Raw genomic sequence first — 14,918 nt, 5'->3', positions numbered from 1 at the left:
AAAGCCAATAAGAGGAAGAAAATGCTGCAAGGAAAAAGAGCTGTGGTGACCGGCGGTGGGCGCGATTTTGGTCAGGCAGTTTCAGTATGGTTAGCGCGGGAAGGTGTTGAAGTTGCTTTATGTAGTCGAGTTATCGCTCAGGCGCAGGCAACCGTGGAGATTATTCGCGCCGAAGGTGGTAGTGCCGAGGCCTATGAGTGTGATATTTCCGATGTGAACTCAGTCCGGCAGTTTTCTCATGGTTTACTAAAACATGAAAAGCCGATAGACATCCTATTGCTAAGTGCGGCTCAATGGTTGGAAGGGGATTTACAAACCGGTGGTGGCGATGAGGATATTGTTAGCACTATTAATACCGGTTTAACGGGGTCTATTTTACTGACCAAAGCGTTGCTACCGAGGATGAATAGAGAGCAGGGCAGCGATATTATCGCGATGGTTTCTGTCTGTGGCGTGCCGAATTTCACTCAATCTAACGCTCATCCCGCATTTTTCGCCGCTAAGCAGGGTTTTAGCGGTTTTTGCCACAATATTTCCCAGAGCTTAGCCGCTGAAAATATCCGCGTGACCGCGCTGTATCCCCCAGATTTTGAAACCTTTGGGTTTGACGAAAATATTTCTCATCATAATCAGACTAACCAACGCTTGTTAACCGGCCAATCTATTTGGCAAACGGTTAAATTTGTCGTCACTCAGCCGCGTAGTTGCCATATCAACGCGATTCATTTTCAGGGGCCGAGCCGTGAACAGTTGGGATAAACGGATGAGTTAGTCATAAGAAGGGGAGAGCCAGCGAGGAAAATCTTAGCGTGACTGCGCCACGCTAAGAATATTCAGACTATTACAGACCGTAAACCAGCGTGACTGAGGTTGTAGTGTCGGTATTTTTGGGGGCGCTGGCCGGAGGCTTGGTGTTGTAAGTAACAACATAAGCCAGACGCAGGGCAAAACTCTTATTGATTGCCACGTTTAACGCGGTTTCAGAGTTCAGAGTAGTTTCTTCGTTGGCTAAAGCTGAAACGCCTTCGCTAAACACGGTGTTATCGGTCAACTGATAGGTATAGTTGGCGCCAGCATAGGCCAATGCTTTAGTGGCACGACCACCACGATAGAATTCGTCATGACGAACGCCTGGACCGAATTCCACACGCAGATTATGTAAAGCGCCGGTAAGAATCTGCCGACCATAACCGGTTGTGAGTACGGAGCGAGAATCGTAGCCGTTATAACGATCGTTCAACCAGCTGGCTTGACCGAACAGGTAGTTGCGATCGGTTAGATTATAGCGAGTACGTCCACCTAACTGATAGCGCTCTGAAGATCTTACCTCATTGGAGCTGGTGTTTCTTGCGGAACCCCAAAGGCTATAAGCCGTATTGGGTTGGAACCAGGTCAAAGTGGAATTGGCCGTCAGGGTTGAGTTATTAGTATTCCCCGATTGAGCGTTATAACCCGCTTCGACATTACCGACAAAACTGTGTTTAGCAGTAGCAGGATCATCAAGTGCGGTAAACACGGTAGCATCGGCCAAAGCTGATGCGCTGAACATAGAGATTGCTAAGGTACTGAAATAAAAAGGTAACGCCCTGGTATGACGCAAAGAGAACATAATGCTTCCATGGTAAAAAAGAATAAGATTGATAATGCGGCCGGCATTGTATCAACTTGCGATCAAAGTTATTCATAAGATATTGCCAATCTTCAAATAAATTATAATAAACGCATTTCACATATAAGATTATTATTAGCAATTATTTTTTATGGCAGGAAACAGGGAAGATGAACCGGCAATAAACCATATTTTGTTTGTGATAATTGGATAAAATATCAGGGGATGGGGCAATAAATTTAATTTTTTAGCTTTATCTCCTTCGTGTTTACTGAGTCTTCTGACTTAAGTTTATTTTTATAGGTAGAGGGGCAATTTCTTACCCCTTGACGATTTTTCAACGGACTTTATTACATAAAGGTATTTACCAGCAGATAACCGGTAATACAGGAACACACCACGCCGATTAAACCAGGGATGATAAAACTATGGTTAATGATAAAACGGCCAATTTTTGTCGTGCCGGAGCGGTCAAAACCGATGCAGGCCAGATCGCTGGGATAAGTCGGTAATACAAAGTAACCGTAGGCCGCAGGGAAGAAGGCGATCAGCATTTTAGGATCGACACCCAATTGCAACCCCATAGGAGCAATCGCTGCCAATGCCGCCGCCTGACTGTTTACCAGTTTAGAAACCAAAAACAGTACAATGGCATAGGTCCACGGCTGGCTTTTTACCACGTCTTCCAGCACCAGTTTTAAATCTCCCATATGTGCCTGGAAAAAAGTATCACTCATCCAGGCGACGCCGAATACCGAGAAAATCGCTACCATGCCCGCTTTGAATACAGCACCGCTTGAAATATCGCTCGGTTTAACTTTACAGCCCATTAGAATCACTGCACCGGCAATTAACATCATCATCTGAATAACCAGATTCATAGAGAGCGGTTTAAGTACGCCTTTAACTTCATACGCTGGACGTAAATCTCCAAATGCACCGAGTAATACGACGATGGCGATGGCGCTAAAGAATATCCAGGTTGACCAGTAAGCCTGTTTCGGGAAAACCTGATTCAGCAGCGTATCAGTACTGCCATATATGAAGGCGCGTTGCTCCGGATCTTTTATTCGGGCCTGAAAATCAGGATCTTTATCTAAATCTTTACCGCGGCGTAGGCTCCACAGCGCCGCGGCTAACACGCCCACTAATGACGCAGGAACAGAAATCGCCAAAATTTCCAGTATGCTATAGGCATGCCCGATGCCATGAGCCGCGCCAATAATAGACACCAGAGAAACTACGGCCACTGATACCGGCGATGCGGTAATAGCCATCTGCGAAGCAACGGAAGCGACGGCCATTGGGCGCTCGGGACGGATTCCTTTCTTGATTGCGATATCTGAAATAATCGGGAACATGGTATAAACCACATGTCCGGTACCGCATAAAAAGGTTAATGACCAGGTTGTGAACGGGGCTAATAGCGTTATATGTTGCGGATGTCGACGTAATAAGCGTTCGGCAAACTGCATCATGACATTTAATCCGCCAGCGGTTTGTAATACCGAAGCGCAGCCAATAACCGCTAATATCGTCAGCATTACATCAACCGGTGGTTTACCCGGTTCAAGGCCAAATATAAAGGTTAAAATAAATAAGCCGATGCCACTAATAAGGCCCAGCCCCATGCCCCCAAAGCGAGTGCCGATTAATAGGCACAGAATAATAATTGCAAATTGCAGTGTTATCATAACGATCCCTTGTATTTTTCTGTATGAAAAAAGCTTGTTAGCCAATCCTGTTTTTAAAATGTCATATTTTTCTTTGCTATAGCCATCAAAGCACAGATCGCTAAAGCAAAAACTTGGCTAATATCAAGAGAGCGCTTCTTATTTATTGAATGAATTAAAACCGAGAGGAAGATCTGTTTTTTATAATTTTTAGTCGAGAAAAAAGAAAGGGGTAATATTAGTTATCCCTGATGGTTATTCATGTAAAACGTTTGTTTTAATATTGTTCGATATATTGTTGAGGCAGGCTTTAATTAGCTATTTAATTAATCCAGATTTGCTGAAGTATTTCGGCATCTTTAACTGAATCACAGCTGGTAGGGAAATTATCGCCCCGTTCAAAGCGAATTTTCAAGCGGGCAGGCTGGCAAAGATCCTGTTGCCCAGCATGATAACCTGATAGGTAATAGTCGCGATTAATGTGTGGATTGCCATACCATTCGGCCAGCGTCTCATTATCCCTGACAATCAACCCGCCCTGAGCATCACTGAATCCGATGTCATACCAGCTCGTCGGGTCTTTGACGCCATCATTAGGGCCAAGAGAATGGCTACAGCCGCTAAGTAACAGCGCAACGATCATCATCTGCTTATATTTCATGGTTAAGTTCTTCTGCAACCGATTTGCGATAGCTGTTTTACGATAGCTGTTTTAGATGATGATATCAGGCTATGCCTAACTTCTCTTTAAGTGGTTTTAGATAACGTCGGCTAACCGGTATGTGCTTTCCGGTACGGGTGACAACTTCTGCTGAACCGTTATCCATAAGTTGTATTTCGCCTAGCTGTTCCGTGTTCACCATATATTGGCGGTGACAGCGAATAAAAGGCGTTTTTTCTTCCAGCGTTTTCAAAGAGAGTTGGGTATAACCTGATTGCACCATGCCCACCACGTGTACACCACTAAGTTCTGAACTGAGATATTCGACCTCTTCTATTTTCAATAGAAAGATACGATTGTGCCCTGAGCAGGGGATGTGACGTAGCATCGGCTCGGTGATCTTGTGTAAGTTATTATTTACAGCTAGACCTCGACGTAGACGAATGAGAGTCTTAGCCAATCGTTGCTGGTCGAGGGGTTTGAGCAGATAGTCGAAAGCATGTTCTTCGAAGGCGCGAACAGCGTACTCATCAAAGGCAGTGACAAACACAATGTGGGGCATGCTCTCTGGGTTTAGCATGCTCACGAGCTCCAGTCCGTTGATCCGGGGCATCTGAATATCGAGAAATACGACATCCGGCTGGAGCCGCTGAATTGCGGGGATAGCTTCTATAGCGTTACTGCATTCAGCGATAACCTCAATGTCTTGCTCTTCACTTAATCGCTCGCGTAAATCTTCGCGCGCAGGTTGTTCATCATCAACGATGATCGCTCTCAGCATACTTCCTCCACAAATTTTGCTCATTTTATCATGGCGATTTGCTGCTTGGAGAACCAACTGTACAAACTGCGACATCCCGCAAAAGTTAGTCATATTGTGGGTGTAAAGTTAACGGTAATTATTTATTTACAGTTATGGATTGAAAAGTTTACATGGCATGATATTGTGGAACTCAGAAACGACACCGCAAATGAAACGATACTCGCTTAACAGAGGTAGGTAGGAAATATGATCATGCAAAAAGACGCACTCAATAACGTTCATATCAGTGCTGAACAAATACTGATTACGCCGGAAGAACTGAAGAATCAGTTCCCATTGAGTGAAAATGATCAATATGCAATTGCTTCGGCGCGCAAAACCATTGCTGATATCGTTCAGGGGCGCGACCCGCGTTTGTTGGTGGTTTGCGGTCCTTGTTCCATTCACGATGTGGATGCTGCGTTGGATTATGCTCGTCGTCTAAAACTCCTCTCTGCTGAATTGAGCGATAGCCTGTACATCGTTATGCGCGTGTACTTTGAAAAACCAAGAACTACCGTAGGTTGGAAAGGTTTGATTAACGACCCGTACATGGACGGATCTTTTGATATGGAAGCAGGCCTGCATATCGCTCGGCGTCTGCTGCTAGATTTAGTTGGAATGGGATTGCCGCTGGCGACTGAAGCACTTGACCCGAATAGCCCGCAATACCTCGGCGATCTGTTCAGCTGGTCGGCCATTGGTGCTCGTACCACTGAATCCCAGACTCACCGTGAAATGGCATCGGGCTTATCTATGCCTGTCGGTTTTAAAAACGGAACTGACGGAAGCTTAGGTACGGCGATTAATGCGATGCGTGCCGCATCTATGCCACATCGTTTTGTTGGTATTAATCAGTCTGGGCAGGTGTGTCTGTTGCAAACTCAGGGCAACCCAGACGGTCATGTGATTCTGCGCGGCGGTAAAACGCCTAACTATAGCGCGGAAGACGTGGCGCAGTGTGAAAAACAAATGCAGGACGCGGGACTCACTCCATCCTTGATGATAGATTGCAGTCATGGAAATTCGAATAAAGATTTCCGTCGCCAGACTGCAGTAGCTGAATCGGTTGTTGAGCAGATCAAAGCAGGTAATCGTTCGATTATCGGAGTGATGCTGGAAAGTCATCTGCATGAGGGGAACCAGTCATCTGAGCAACCGCGAGAAACGATGCGCTACGGTGTTTCCGTGACCGATGCCTGTATTAACTGGGAAACAACGGAAACGCTGTTACGTTCGATGCATAAAGAATTAAGCCCGGCGCTGGCGGCGCGGACTGTAGAGGAATAGTCGTTATGGTGGCTGAGTTGACCGCATTGCGCGATCAAATTGATGAAGTGGATAAAGCGCTGCTGGATTTGCTGGCGAAGCGCTTGAGTCTGGTGGCTGAGGTGGGAGAAGTCAAAAGCCGCTTTGGTTTGCCGATTTATGTGCCGGATCGTGAGTCTGCCATGCTGGCGTCTCGCCGCAAAGAGGCCGAGGCGCTGGGTGTTCCACCCGATTTAATTGAAGACGTTTTACGCCGGGTGATGCGAGAGTCATATACCAGCGAGAATGACAAAGGCTTTAAAACCCTGTACCCACAGCTGCGTCCCGTCGTGATTATCGGTGGTAAAGGGCAGATGGGGCAGTTATTTGGTCGGATGTTATTACTTTCGGGTTATCAGGTAAAAACGCTGGAGCAAGAAGACTGGTCGCAGGCGGAATCGATTCTGGACGATGCTGGAATGGTGATTGTCAGCGTACCTATCCACGCAACAGAAGAAGTGATTGCTAGATTACCTAAGCTACCGGCAGACTGCATTTTGCTGGATTTGGCATCGGTGAAGAATCGTCCGCTGCAATCGATGCTGGCAGCGCATGAAGGGCCAGTTGTTGGTCTGCATCCGATGTTTGGTCCGGATGTGGGCAGTCTGGCGAAGCAGGTCGTGGTGTATTGTGATGGTCGTCAGCCAGAAGCTTACCAATGGTTATTGGAACAGTTGCAGGTATGGGGGGCGCGGCTGCATCGTATCAGCGCGGTTGAACATGACCAGAATATGGCCTTTATCCAAGCGCTGCGCCACTTTGCCACTTTTGCCTATGGTCTGCATTTGGCGGAAGAAAATGTTCAGCTTGAACAGCTTTTGGCTCTGTCCTCGCCGATTTACCGGTTGGAGTTGGCGATGGTCGGGCGACTGTTTGCTCAGGATCCGCAGTTGTACGCAGATATTATTATGTCGTCGGAAGATAACCTGGCGCTGATTAAGCGTTACTACCAGCGATTTGGTGATGCGATTAAGCTGTTAGAACAAAGTGACAAGCAGGCGTTTGTTTCCAGCTTCCAGAAGGTGGAGCATTGGTTCGGTGATTATGCTGAGCGCTTCCTGCTGGAAAGTCGCTCTTTGCTGCGCCAGGCAAATGATAATCGGCAGTAATCGTTAATATTTATGCTGTTAGCCAGTAAAAAAGTCATCCCGCTCGCTTGGGATGACTTTTTTTATAGGCAAAAATAGGTAGCGATCGGCGATTAACTTGGGTTAACCGGTACCACGTTCTCACTCGGATAGCAGCCCAGAACTTTTAGTGAACGGGTTATTGGCGTCAAATCGCTGAGCGCCTTTTGCATCGCTTCGGAACGCAGGTTAGCTTGCACATCAATATAAAACATTTCTTCCCACGGATTCCCGTTGATTGGCCGAGATTCTAGCTTGGTCATAATGATGTCGTGTTCTTTCAAGACCAGCAGAGCTTCGACTAATGCCCCTGATTGTTGACCGGTAGCCATAATCAACGTGGTTTTAGCTGGAATCTGCTCAGAAACATCAATAGCTTTACGCGCCAGCACGATGAAACGAGTGATGTTTTGCTGCTGATTGGCCAAGTTGTGTTCCAGTACCTGCAAACCATAGAGCGCGCCACCGGCTTCACTGCCCAATGCGGCGGCTTTTGGGGAGTTCAGCTGTGCAACTTTTTCCATTGCGGCGGCGGTGCTTTCGCAATATTCGATTTTCCAGTGTGGAAAACGGTTAATGAACTGGCTACATTGTTGGAAAGGCTGCGGGTGGCTGTAAACCGTTTCAATCTGACTTAAATCGGTATCCGTAGCCGTCAGAATGCAGTGCTCGATCGGGTTGGTTAATTCTCCGACTATCGACAGGCTTGTATGTTGCAGCAGATCGTAAACATCATTGATAGAGCCTGAACTGGTATTTTCGATCGGTAAAATCGCGTAATCCGCCTGACCGGTTTCTACTTGAGTAAAGATATCTTGGAATTTCAGGCAGCCGCATTCAATCAGGTTATCAAAATGACGGGCGGCGTATTGACGCGCGGCTAAATGAGAGTAAGAGCCTTTTGGGCCAAGAAATGCGATGCGTGCTGAATGAGCGGTAGTTTGATTCAACTGGTGTTGCAGCAGTGTCTGTTGGGTCAATACCGAGTCTTCAATAATCAGTTGGAACAGACGGGTGATATAAAATCCGTCGAGATCGTAAGGTTTAGCAGCAGTAATCAAAGCCTGCAGTAAATCCTTTTCACGTTCTTTATCACGGATTGGACGATGGCTATGTTGCTTGGCTCGGGCCACTTCGATTGCCAACTCGCGGCGTTCTGCCAGTAACGCCAACAGCTTTAAGTCTAATGCGCTGATACGTTCTCGTAGCACCAGTAACGGATTGTCTGTCATAGGGTCTGCCTTATTATTTTTGCCAAATGATTTATGCATAAAAAAAGCCTCCCGGTTGGGAGGCTTGTTTGTTCGTCTTCGCATTCTTTATCACACGACGAAACGCCTCCCAATTAGGGGAAGGTAAAAAAGAATGCGAAGAAAAACGGTTTGTAGCTCATGTGATGGTTGATGGCCTAATAGTCACGAATGAAGTTAACTTAACTGCCGCCGGTTATGGCGTCAATAAAAAACGCGCCCGAAGGCGCGTTAGATCCTCAATAAGATGGTTAACCCGTTACTCTTCTTGCTCAGGCTCCTCTATCAGATTGACATTTTTGATACTCGCGGCGGTACGTTTTGCCTCACCTTTGTGCTGAACTTTGTTTAGTTGTCGTTCTAATTTCGCGATCAGCTCGTTGATTGCGGCATACATATCATCGTGCTTGGCACTGGCTACCAGAGGGCCGTTTGGCGTACCTATGGTGGCATCAACAACAAATCCTTCAGGGTCTTTAGACAGCACGATATGCGGATTTATTAGCTGAGCCTGCCACTTATCCAGTTTGGTTAGACGGTCTTCAACATGCTTACGAATTGCAGGGGTGATATCCATTTGTTTGCTAGTAATATTGACTACTGTCATATGGTTTACCTCGTTGTCTTCTCCGTCTTGGATAACTTCAGCATACCTCTCTTTTCGGCAAATAGAATGATCTAAATCACATTTTTTTGTCACTTTTTGCAAAGACGGCCTGAACTGTGAGCCAGTATTAGGAAAGTGATTTAAGGGCTTGAATCATTGGGGTAAATATCGCACTATCGATAAGATCGGCCAGCGATAATGGAGCCGAAATTCTGCTTTTACTACCCCCTTCAATGGCTTAGTCTCCCCCAAACTTTCAGATCCAGGTCGGGTTGGGTTTTGTATGCTCCCCCGTGACTCAAATTGCCGTGCAGGTTTCCCTATTTTGGGAATAGGGAGAAAGGCCGTTTTATCAATTAAGGCAAGATGGGCGTTCAATTTTGCGACTAATGGAAACAAAAACGGCAGCCGAAGCTACCGTTGTTTTGTCTCATAGGCTCACGCCAGCGCAGTCATTCCATTATGCCGGGTTGGCTGCAATCACTTTACTGACTTTATCTGCCTGCGCATTCAACTGAATCTGCTTGTAGGCATTTTCCATTAACGGCAGTGCATCGCGAGTCGCTTTTGTGTCTGGGTAATCGCGCATCATTTGCTCAACGCGGTTAATTACCGCAACGTAAGCACCGCGCTTAGTGTAGTATTTAGCAACGGCCAATTCATGCTTGGCCAGTCGGTCTTTCAAGAACACCAGGCGTTTTTGGGCATCCGTAGCATACTGACTGTTAGGATAGCTTTGAATTAACTGGTTAAAATCGCGGAAAGCAGCTCTTGCATGCTGAGGGTCGCGGTCTGAACGGTCAATCCCGAAGAAGCCTTGTAATGCACTGTCATCCAGAGCCATGTCAGTCAGACCACGCATATATAATACGTAATCAATGTTAGGATGTGTGGGATTGAGGCGCATAAAGCGATCGATCGAGGCCTGAGCCAGCGGCAAATCGGCAGATTTATAATAAGCATAAATCAAATCCAACTGCACTTGCTGGGAGTAAGGCCCGAAAGGATAGCGATTATCTAACGCTTCTAGTTGCGTAATAGCTCCCTTAAAGTTACCGTCCTGCAGTTTTTGCTGTGCGGTAGCATAGAGCTCAGAAGGCGGGTTGTCGGGAACCACGTCCTTGTTACTGGAGCAACCGGTCAGCACCAGGCTCAACGTGGCGGCAGCCACCAGATATTTCATACGCGTCATGACGTTTTGATTATCCTCGAAGTGTTATTCCGGGAGACTGTCCGTTAAGCTCCCGACAAAGATCTAGATACAATAGCACATTATATTAAACGGCATCGCCGTCAAAACCCAACGTTAACGAAGAAGCTGCATATGGCACAACAAGTACAACTCAGCGCAACGGTGGCCGAATCTCAACTCGGTCAACGTTTAGATCAGGCTTTGGCCGAATTGTTCCCTGATTATTCACGATCTCGCATAAAAGAGTGGATTTTGGATGATAGGGTCTCGGTCGATGGTAAGACAATTAATAAGCCAAAAGAAAAAGTGTTGGGTGGCGAGATCGTCGCGATTGACGCTCAAATAGAAGAAGAAGCTCGCTGGGAACCGCAGGAAATTCCATTAGATATTGTGTACGAAGATAGCGATATTCTGGTTATCAACAAACCGCGTGGTTTGGTGGTGCATCCCGGCGCTGGTAATCCTGATGGCACGGTATTAAATGCGTTATTGCATTATTACCCTGAAATAGTGGATGTTCCCCGCGCTGGTATCGTTCATCGTCTGGATAAAGACACCACAGGTTTGATGGTCGTGGCGAAAACCGTCCCGGCTCAGACGCGTTTGGTTGAAGCGCTTCAGGCGCGCGAAATCACTCGTGAATACGAAGCTGTTGCCATTGGCAAAATGACAGCTGGCGGTCTGGTTGATGAGCCAATTTCTCGTCACTCGACTAAACGTACTCACATGGCGGTTCATCCTATGGGTAAACCCGCGGTGACACATTACCGTATTATGGAACATTTCCGCGCGCACACGCGCTTGCGCTTGCGCTTGGAAACGGGCCGTACTCACCAGATCCGCGTGCATATGTCGCATATTAACCATCCGCTGGTGGGCGATCAGCTTTACGGTGGTCGTCCGCGTCCGCCAAGAGGCGCATCGGATAATTTCATTGCCGTGCTGCGTGGTTTCGATCGCCAGGCGCTGCATGCCACCATGCTGCGTTTGTATCATCCAATCAGTGGCGTTCAGATGGAGTGGCATGCCGCTCTGCCGGAAGACATGATTGAGCTGATCACCGCTTTGAAAGCCGATACTTTAGAATTTAAAGATCAGATGGATTGGTAATGAAGTCACTGATTCTGCCGCAATGGCCACAGCCATCCAGCGTTAAGTCGTGTAGCACCACCCGCAGCGGTGGTGTTAGTGTGCCGCCTTATAATTCTCTGAATTTAGGGGCGCACGTAGGTGATAACCCGGCTGATGTGGAGCAGAATCGCCAGCAATTAATTACGCAGGCGGCGCTGCCACAGGCTCCGCAATGGCTAGAGCAGGTGCATGGCACGCGAGTTCTACGCCTGACCGGCGAGCCTGCTGCGGATATTCAGGCCGATGCGGTATACAGTAATGTGCCAGGGCAGGTTTGCGCGGTGATGACTGCAGACTGCCTACCTGTCTTGTTCTGTTCGCTGTCGGGAGACGAAGTGGCGGCGACGCATGCTGGCTGGCGTGGCTTATGTGCCGGCGTTCTTGAACAGACTTTGGCAGAATTCAGCGCGAAACCTTCCTCGATTATTGCCTGGCTAGGTCCGGCGATTGGGCCTCGGCAATTTGAAGTGGGAGCCGAAGTAAAACAGGCATTCGTTAGCGCAGACCCCCAAGCTGCGCTGGCGTTTACTCCGTTTGGTGACAAATATCTGGCAGACATTTACCTACTAGCCCGTCAGCGGCTAGAGTCTGCGGGTATCCACGCAGTGTACGGTGGCGACCTTTGTACAGTGAGTGATGAGCAACAATTTTTCTCTTATCGACGCGAAGGAATTACCGGCCGCTTGGCAAGTTTAATCTGGTTGATCTAACCTATTGAATTAGGACGATCCAATGACGCATACCACAAAACTCAAATATATTGGCTAAGATAACCTTGAAAAGCTGAGGGATGACCTCATCTAATCTCCAGTAGCAATTTTGACCAGTATTGGAGGTGTTATGCGTCTGGATCGTCTTACCAGTAAATTCCAGCTTGCCCTCGCCGATGCCCAGTCTTTGGCCCTTGGGCGCGACAACCAGTTTATTGAACCGTTACATTTGATGAGCGCTTTGCTCACTCAGGATGGGGGCACGGTTCGTCCATTGTTAACCTCAGCCGGTATCGACGTTGCGCGTTTGCGCACGGAAATCGATCAGGCTCTAGGACGTCTGCCGCAGGTTGAAGGTACCGGCGGCGATGTTCAGCCATCCCACGAATTAGTGCGGGTGCTTAATCTTTGCGACAAACTGGCGCAAAAACGCGCAGATAAATTTATTTCTTCAGAATTATTTGTTCTGGCGGTGCTTGAAGATCGCGGTTCGTTGACCGATCTATTGAAAGCCGCAGGTGCAACAACCGATAAAATCAGCAAGGCAATCGAACAAATGCGTGGTGGAGAAACCGTTGATGACGCTGGTGCGGAAGATCAGCGCCAAGCATTGAAAAAATACACCATTGATCTGACCGAGCGCGCGGAGTCCGGCAAACTCGATCCGGTTATTGGCCGTGATGAAGAAATTCGTCGCACCATTCAAGTATTACAGCGTCGTACCAAAAACAACCCGGTACTGATTGGTGAGCCAGGGGTGGGTAAAACCGCCATTGTGGAAGGTTTGGCTCAGCGAATTGTCAACGGTGAAGTGCCGGAAGGTTTGAAACATAAACGCGTGCTTTCATTAGATATGGGCGCGTTGATTGCTGGTGCTAAGTATCGCGGTGAGTTTGAAGAACGGCTGAAAGGCGTATTGAACGACCTAGCCAAGCAGGAAGGTAGCGTCATTCTGTTTATTGACGAGTTGCACACCATGGTCGGCGCAGGTAAAGGCGACGGTGCAATGGATGCAGGCAACATGCTGAAACCGGCGTTGGCTCGCGGTGAATTGCACTGCGTCGGTGCCACTACGCTGGATGAATATCGTCAGTATATAGAAAAGGATGCGGCGTTAGAGCGTCGATTCCAGAAAGTATTTGTAGCAGAACCGACGGTAGAAGACACCATTGCCATCTTGCGTGGTCTGAAAGAGCGTTATGAATTGCACCATCATGTGCAAATTACTGACCCAGCGATTGTGGCGGCTGCGACCTTATCGCATCGTTATATTGCCGACCGTCAGTTGCCAGATAAAGCCATCGACCTTATAGATGAGGCCGGTTCTAGTCTGCGTATGCAGATGGACTCCAAACCGGAATCTCTGGATCGTCTGGAACGTCGGATTATCCAGCTGAAACTGGAACAGCAGGCGCTGAATAAAGAGTCTGACGACGCCAGTAAGAAACGTTTGGAAATGCTCAATGCTGAATTAGAACAAAAAGAACGTGAATATTCAGAGTTGGAAGAAGAGTGGAAAGCCGAAAAAGCCTCTTTAACTGGTACTCAGAATATTAAAACCGAACTGGAACAGGCCAAAATCAGCTTGGAGCAGGCTCGTCGCGTTGGCGATCTTGGCAAGATGTCCGAATTGCAGTACGGAAAAATTCCTGAGCTGGAGAAACAGCTGGCTGCAGCCACTCAGGCCGAAGGCAAAACCATGAAGTTGCTGCGTAACCGGGTAACTGAAACGGAAATTGCCGACGTACTGGCGCGCTGGACCGGGATCCCGGTTGCGCGGATGCTGGAAAGCGAGCGCGACAAGCTGTTGCGTATGGAACAAGACCTGCATCAGCGAGTTATTGGCCAGAACGAAGCGGTTGAGGCCGTCTCTAACGCAATTCGTCGTAGCCGTGCCGGTTTGTCAGATCCTAACCGTCCGATCGGTTCATTCCTATTCCTCGGCCCAACTGGGGTAGGTAAAACCGAATTGTGTAAAGCGCTGGCGACTTTCTTGTTCGACAGCGATGACGCGATGGTTCGTATCGATATGTCCGAGTTTATGGAGAAACATTCCGTATCTCGTTTGGTCGGGGCACCTCCGGGCTACGTCGGTTATGAAGAAGGGGGTTATCTCACCGAAGCGGTACGTCGTCGTCCTTATTCAGTGATTCTGCTGGATGAAGTCGAGAAAGCGCATCCGGATGTGTTCAACATCTTATTGCAGGTGTTGGATGATGGCCGCCTGACCGATGGTCAAGGTAGAACAGTAGATTTCCGTAATACCGTCGTCATCATGACGTCTAACTTGGGGTCTGATTTAATTCAGGAACGCTTCGGTGAAAGAAGCTATACGGAAATGAAAAACATGGTTATGGAAGTGGTCAGCCATCACTTCCGTCCTGAATTCATTAACCGTATAGATGAAGTCGTCGTCTTCCATCCGTTGGGTCGGGCGCAATTGGCTTCTATTGCCAAGATTCAATTGGAGCGTTTGTACAAACGTCTGGAAGAACGTGGCTACGAAGTCACTATTACCGAACCGGCCCTGGAGTTCCTGGGCGAAGCTGGGTTCGATCCTGTATATGGGGCGCGACCGTTGAAACGTGCCATCCAGCAGGAAATTGAAAACCCACTGGCGCAGCAGATACTTTCTGGCAAATTATTACCAGGTATCCCTGTCGTATTAGATGTTGAAGACGGGCACATCGTGGCCAAACAGTAATAGTGAAATGGAAAGGGGCGATTTATCGCCCCTTTTTGTTTTCTTTTTACCCAAAAACACCGTTTTTGACGCATTTATAGCCGGTTGGAAAATTATTTGAAATTAGGGGTTGCAGCCTGTCAGGAACTCCCTATAATGCGCCTC

General features: G+C 47.8%; 14 protein-coding genes and 1 other annotated feature. Of the genes, 6 read left to right on the top strand and 8 right to left on the bottom strand.

Going from position 1 to position 14,918, the window contains the following annotated elements; all coding sequences use genetic code 11:
• Window positions 1-21 precede the first annotated feature (21 nt).
• The gene (locus tag AD970_RS15640) at window positions 22-759 is read left to right on the top strand and encodes an SDR family oxidoreductase (RefSeq protein ID WP_049601094.1); all 738 of its coding nucleotides are present in this window, start codon (window positions 22-24) and stop codon (window positions 757-759) included.
• 82 nt (window positions 760-841) lie between these two features.
• On the opposite strand, the gene AD970_RS15635 is transcribed toward AD970_RS15640, so the two are convergent.
• The 4 genes from AD970_RS15635 to btsR form a co-directional block, all read right to left on the bottom strand.
• Window positions 842-1,609, bottom strand: coding sequence for a DUF481 domain-containing protein (locus tag AD970_RS15635; protein WP_049601091.1), 768 nt, complete (start codon window positions 1,607-1,609; stop codon window positions 842-844).
• Window positions 1,610-1,959: 350 nt separating this feature from the next.
• Entirely contained in the window at window positions 1,960-3,303 is a 1,344-nt protein-coding gene (locus tag AD970_RS15630) for an anaerobic C4-dicarboxylate transporter (protein ID WP_049601089.1), read from the bottom strand.
• A 301-nt stretch (window positions 3,304-3,604) separates the two neighbouring features.
• Window positions 3,605-3,943 carry a DUF2799 domain-containing protein gene (locus AD970_RS15625; RefSeq protein ID WP_049601086.1) on the bottom strand — a complete coding sequence of 113 codons (339 nt, stop codon included), beginning with the start codon at window positions 3,941-3,943 and terminating at the stop codon, window positions 3,605-3,607.
• Between the two features lie 64 nt (window positions 3,944-4,007).
• The gene (gene btsR, locus AD970_RS15620) at window positions 4,008-4,724 is read right to left on the bottom strand and encodes a two-component system response regulator BtsR (RefSeq protein WP_049601085.1); all 717 of its coding nucleotides are present in this window, start codon (window positions 4,722-4,724) and stop codon (window positions 4,008-4,010) included.
• Window positions 4,725-4,958: 234 nt separating this feature from the next.
• On the opposite strand from btsR, the gene AD970_RS15615 reads away from it, so the two are divergent.
• Window positions 4,959-6,035: a 3-deoxy-7-phosphoheptulonate synthase gene (locus tag AD970_RS15615; RefSeq protein WP_049601083.1), complete on the top strand. Its 1,077-nt coding sequence runs from the start codon at window positions 4,959-4,961 to the stop codon at window positions 6,033-6,035.
• A 5-nt stretch (window positions 6,036-6,040) separates the two neighbouring features.
• The gene (gene tyrA, locus AD970_RS15610; RefSeq protein ID WP_049601080.1) at window positions 6,041-7,162 is read left to right on the top strand and encodes a bifunctional chorismate mutase/prephenate dehydrogenase; all 1,122 of its coding nucleotides are present in this window, start codon (window positions 6,041-6,043) and stop codon (window positions 7,160-7,162) included.
• Window positions 7,163-7,254: 92 nt separating this feature from the next.
• Here the strand turns inward: tyrA and pheA are convergent, their stop codons facing one another.
• From pheA to bamD, 4 genes are all read right to left on the bottom strand, one after another.
• Window positions 7,255-8,412 (bottom strand): bifunctional chorismate mutase/prephenate dehydratase, encoded by a 1,158-nt coding sequence (gene pheA / locus AD970_RS15605; protein WP_049601345.1) that lies wholly within the window; start codon window positions 8,410-8,412, stop codon window positions 7,255-7,257.
• A 37-nt stretch (window positions 8,413-8,449) separates the two neighbouring features.
• Window positions 8,450-8,574: a sequence feature (Phe leader region), on the bottom strand.
• Complete coding sequence (gene pheL, locus AD970_RS19975; protein WP_201030833.1) at window positions 8,526-8,573, bottom strand: pheA operon leader peptide PheL; 48 nt, start codon at window positions 8,571-8,573, stop codon at window positions 8,526-8,528. It overlaps the preceding feature by 48 nt.
• A gap of 115 nt (window positions 8,575-8,689) precedes the next feature.
• On the bottom strand, window positions 8,690-9,037 hold the full coding sequence (gene raiA / locus AD970_RS15600) for a ribosome-associated translation inhibitor RaiA (RefSeq protein ID WP_049601078.1): 348 nt from the start codon (window positions 9,035-9,037) through the stop codon (window positions 8,690-8,692).
• A 460-nt stretch (window positions 9,038-9,497) separates the two neighbouring features.
• A complete protein-coding gene (gene bamD / locus AD970_RS15595; protein ID WP_049601075.1) occupies window positions 9,498-10,229 on the bottom strand; it encodes an outer membrane protein assembly factor BamD in 732 nt (243 codons plus the stop codon).
• 132 nt (window positions 10,230-10,361) lie between these two features.
• Between bamD and rluD the strand changes: the two genes are divergently transcribed.
• The 3 genes from rluD to clpB all read left to right on the top strand — a co-directional run bounded on the left by rluD (window position 10,362) and on the right by clpB (window position 14,774).
• Window positions 10,362-11,339 carry a 23S rRNA pseudouridine(1911/1915/1917) synthase RluD gene (gene rluD / locus AD970_RS15590; protein WP_049601073.1) on the top strand — a complete coding sequence of 326 codons (978 nt, stop codon included), beginning with the start codon at window positions 10,362-10,364 and terminating at the stop codon, window positions 11,337-11,339.
• Window positions 11,339-12,070: a purine nucleoside phosphorylase YfiH gene (gene yfiH, locus AD970_RS15585; RefSeq protein ID WP_049601070.1), complete on the top strand. Its 732-nt coding sequence runs from the start codon at window positions 11,339-11,341 to the stop codon at window positions 12,068-12,070. The genes rluD and yfiH overlap by 1 nt, the downstream gene beginning before the upstream one ends.
• Before the next feature lie 130 nt (window positions 12,071-12,200).
• Window positions 12,201-14,774, top strand: a complete 2,574-nt coding sequence (clpB, locus tag AD970_RS15580) for an ATP-dependent chaperone ClpB (protein WP_049601067.1) — start codon at window positions 12,201-12,203, stop codon at window positions 14,772-14,774.
• Window positions 14,775-14,918 lie beyond the last annotated feature (144 nt).

The sequence above is a fragment of the Yersinia nurmii genome (assembly GCF_001112925.1).
Classification (GTDB): Bacteria; Pseudomonadota; Gammaproteobacteria; order Enterobacterales; family Enterobacteriaceae; genus Yersinia; species Yersinia nurmii.
Note: the sequence above shows the minus strand (reverse complement) of the source record. Positions and strands in the feature narration are given on the sequence as shown.

What these genes read in the sequence shown, in the direction of transcription:
- AD970_RS15640 (WP_049601094.1), top strand. Translation starts at nt 22, where the DNA reads ATGCTGCAAGGAAAAAGAGCTGTGGTGACCGGCGGTGGGCGCGATTTT.
- AD970_RS15635 (WP_049601091.1), bottom strand. Translation starts at nt 1,609, where the DNA reads ATGTTCTCTTTGCGTCATACCAGGGCGTTACCTTTTTATTTCAGTACC.
- AD970_RS15630 (WP_049601089.1), bottom strand. Translation starts at nt 3,303, where the DNA reads ATGATAACACTGCAATTTGCAATTATTATTCTGTGCCTATTAATCGGC.
- AD970_RS15625 (WP_049601086.1), bottom strand. Translation starts at nt 3,943, where the DNA reads ATGAAATATAAGCAGATGATGATCGTTGCGCTGTTACTTAGCGGCTGT.
- btsR (WP_049601085.1), bottom strand. Translation starts at nt 4,724, where the DNA reads ATGCTGAGAGCGATCATCGTTGATGATGAACAACCTGCGCGCGAAGAT.
- AD970_RS15615 (WP_049601083.1), top strand. Translation starts at nt 4,959, where the DNA reads ATGCAAAAAGACGCACTCAATAACGTTCATATCAGTGCTGAACAAATA.
- tyrA (WP_049601080.1), top strand. Translation starts at nt 6,041, where the DNA reads ATGGTGGCTGAGTTGACCGCATTGCGCGATCAAATTGATGAAGTGGAT.
- pheA (WP_049601345.1), bottom strand. Translation starts at nt 8,412, where the DNA reads ATGACAGACAATCCGTTACTGGTGCTACGAGAACGTATCAGCGCATTA.
- raiA (WP_049601078.1), bottom strand. Translation starts at nt 9,037, where the DNA reads ATGACAGTAGTCAATATTACTAGCAAACAAATGGATATCACCCCTGCA.
- bamD (WP_049601075.1), bottom strand. Translation starts at nt 10,229, where the DNA reads ATGACGCGTATGAAATATCTGGTGGCTGCCGCCACGTTGAGCCTGGTG.
- rluD (WP_049601073.1), top strand. Translation starts at nt 10,362, where the DNA reads ATGGCACAACAAGTACAACTCAGCGCAACGGTGGCCGAATCTCAACTC.
- yfiH (WP_049601070.1), top strand. Translation starts at nt 11,339, where the DNA reads ATGAAGTCACTGATTCTGCCGCAATGGCCACAGCCATCCAGCGTTAAG.
- clpB (WP_049601067.1), top strand. Translation starts at nt 12,201, where the DNA reads ATGCGTCTGGATCGTCTTACCAGTAAATTCCAGCTTGCCCTCGCCGAT.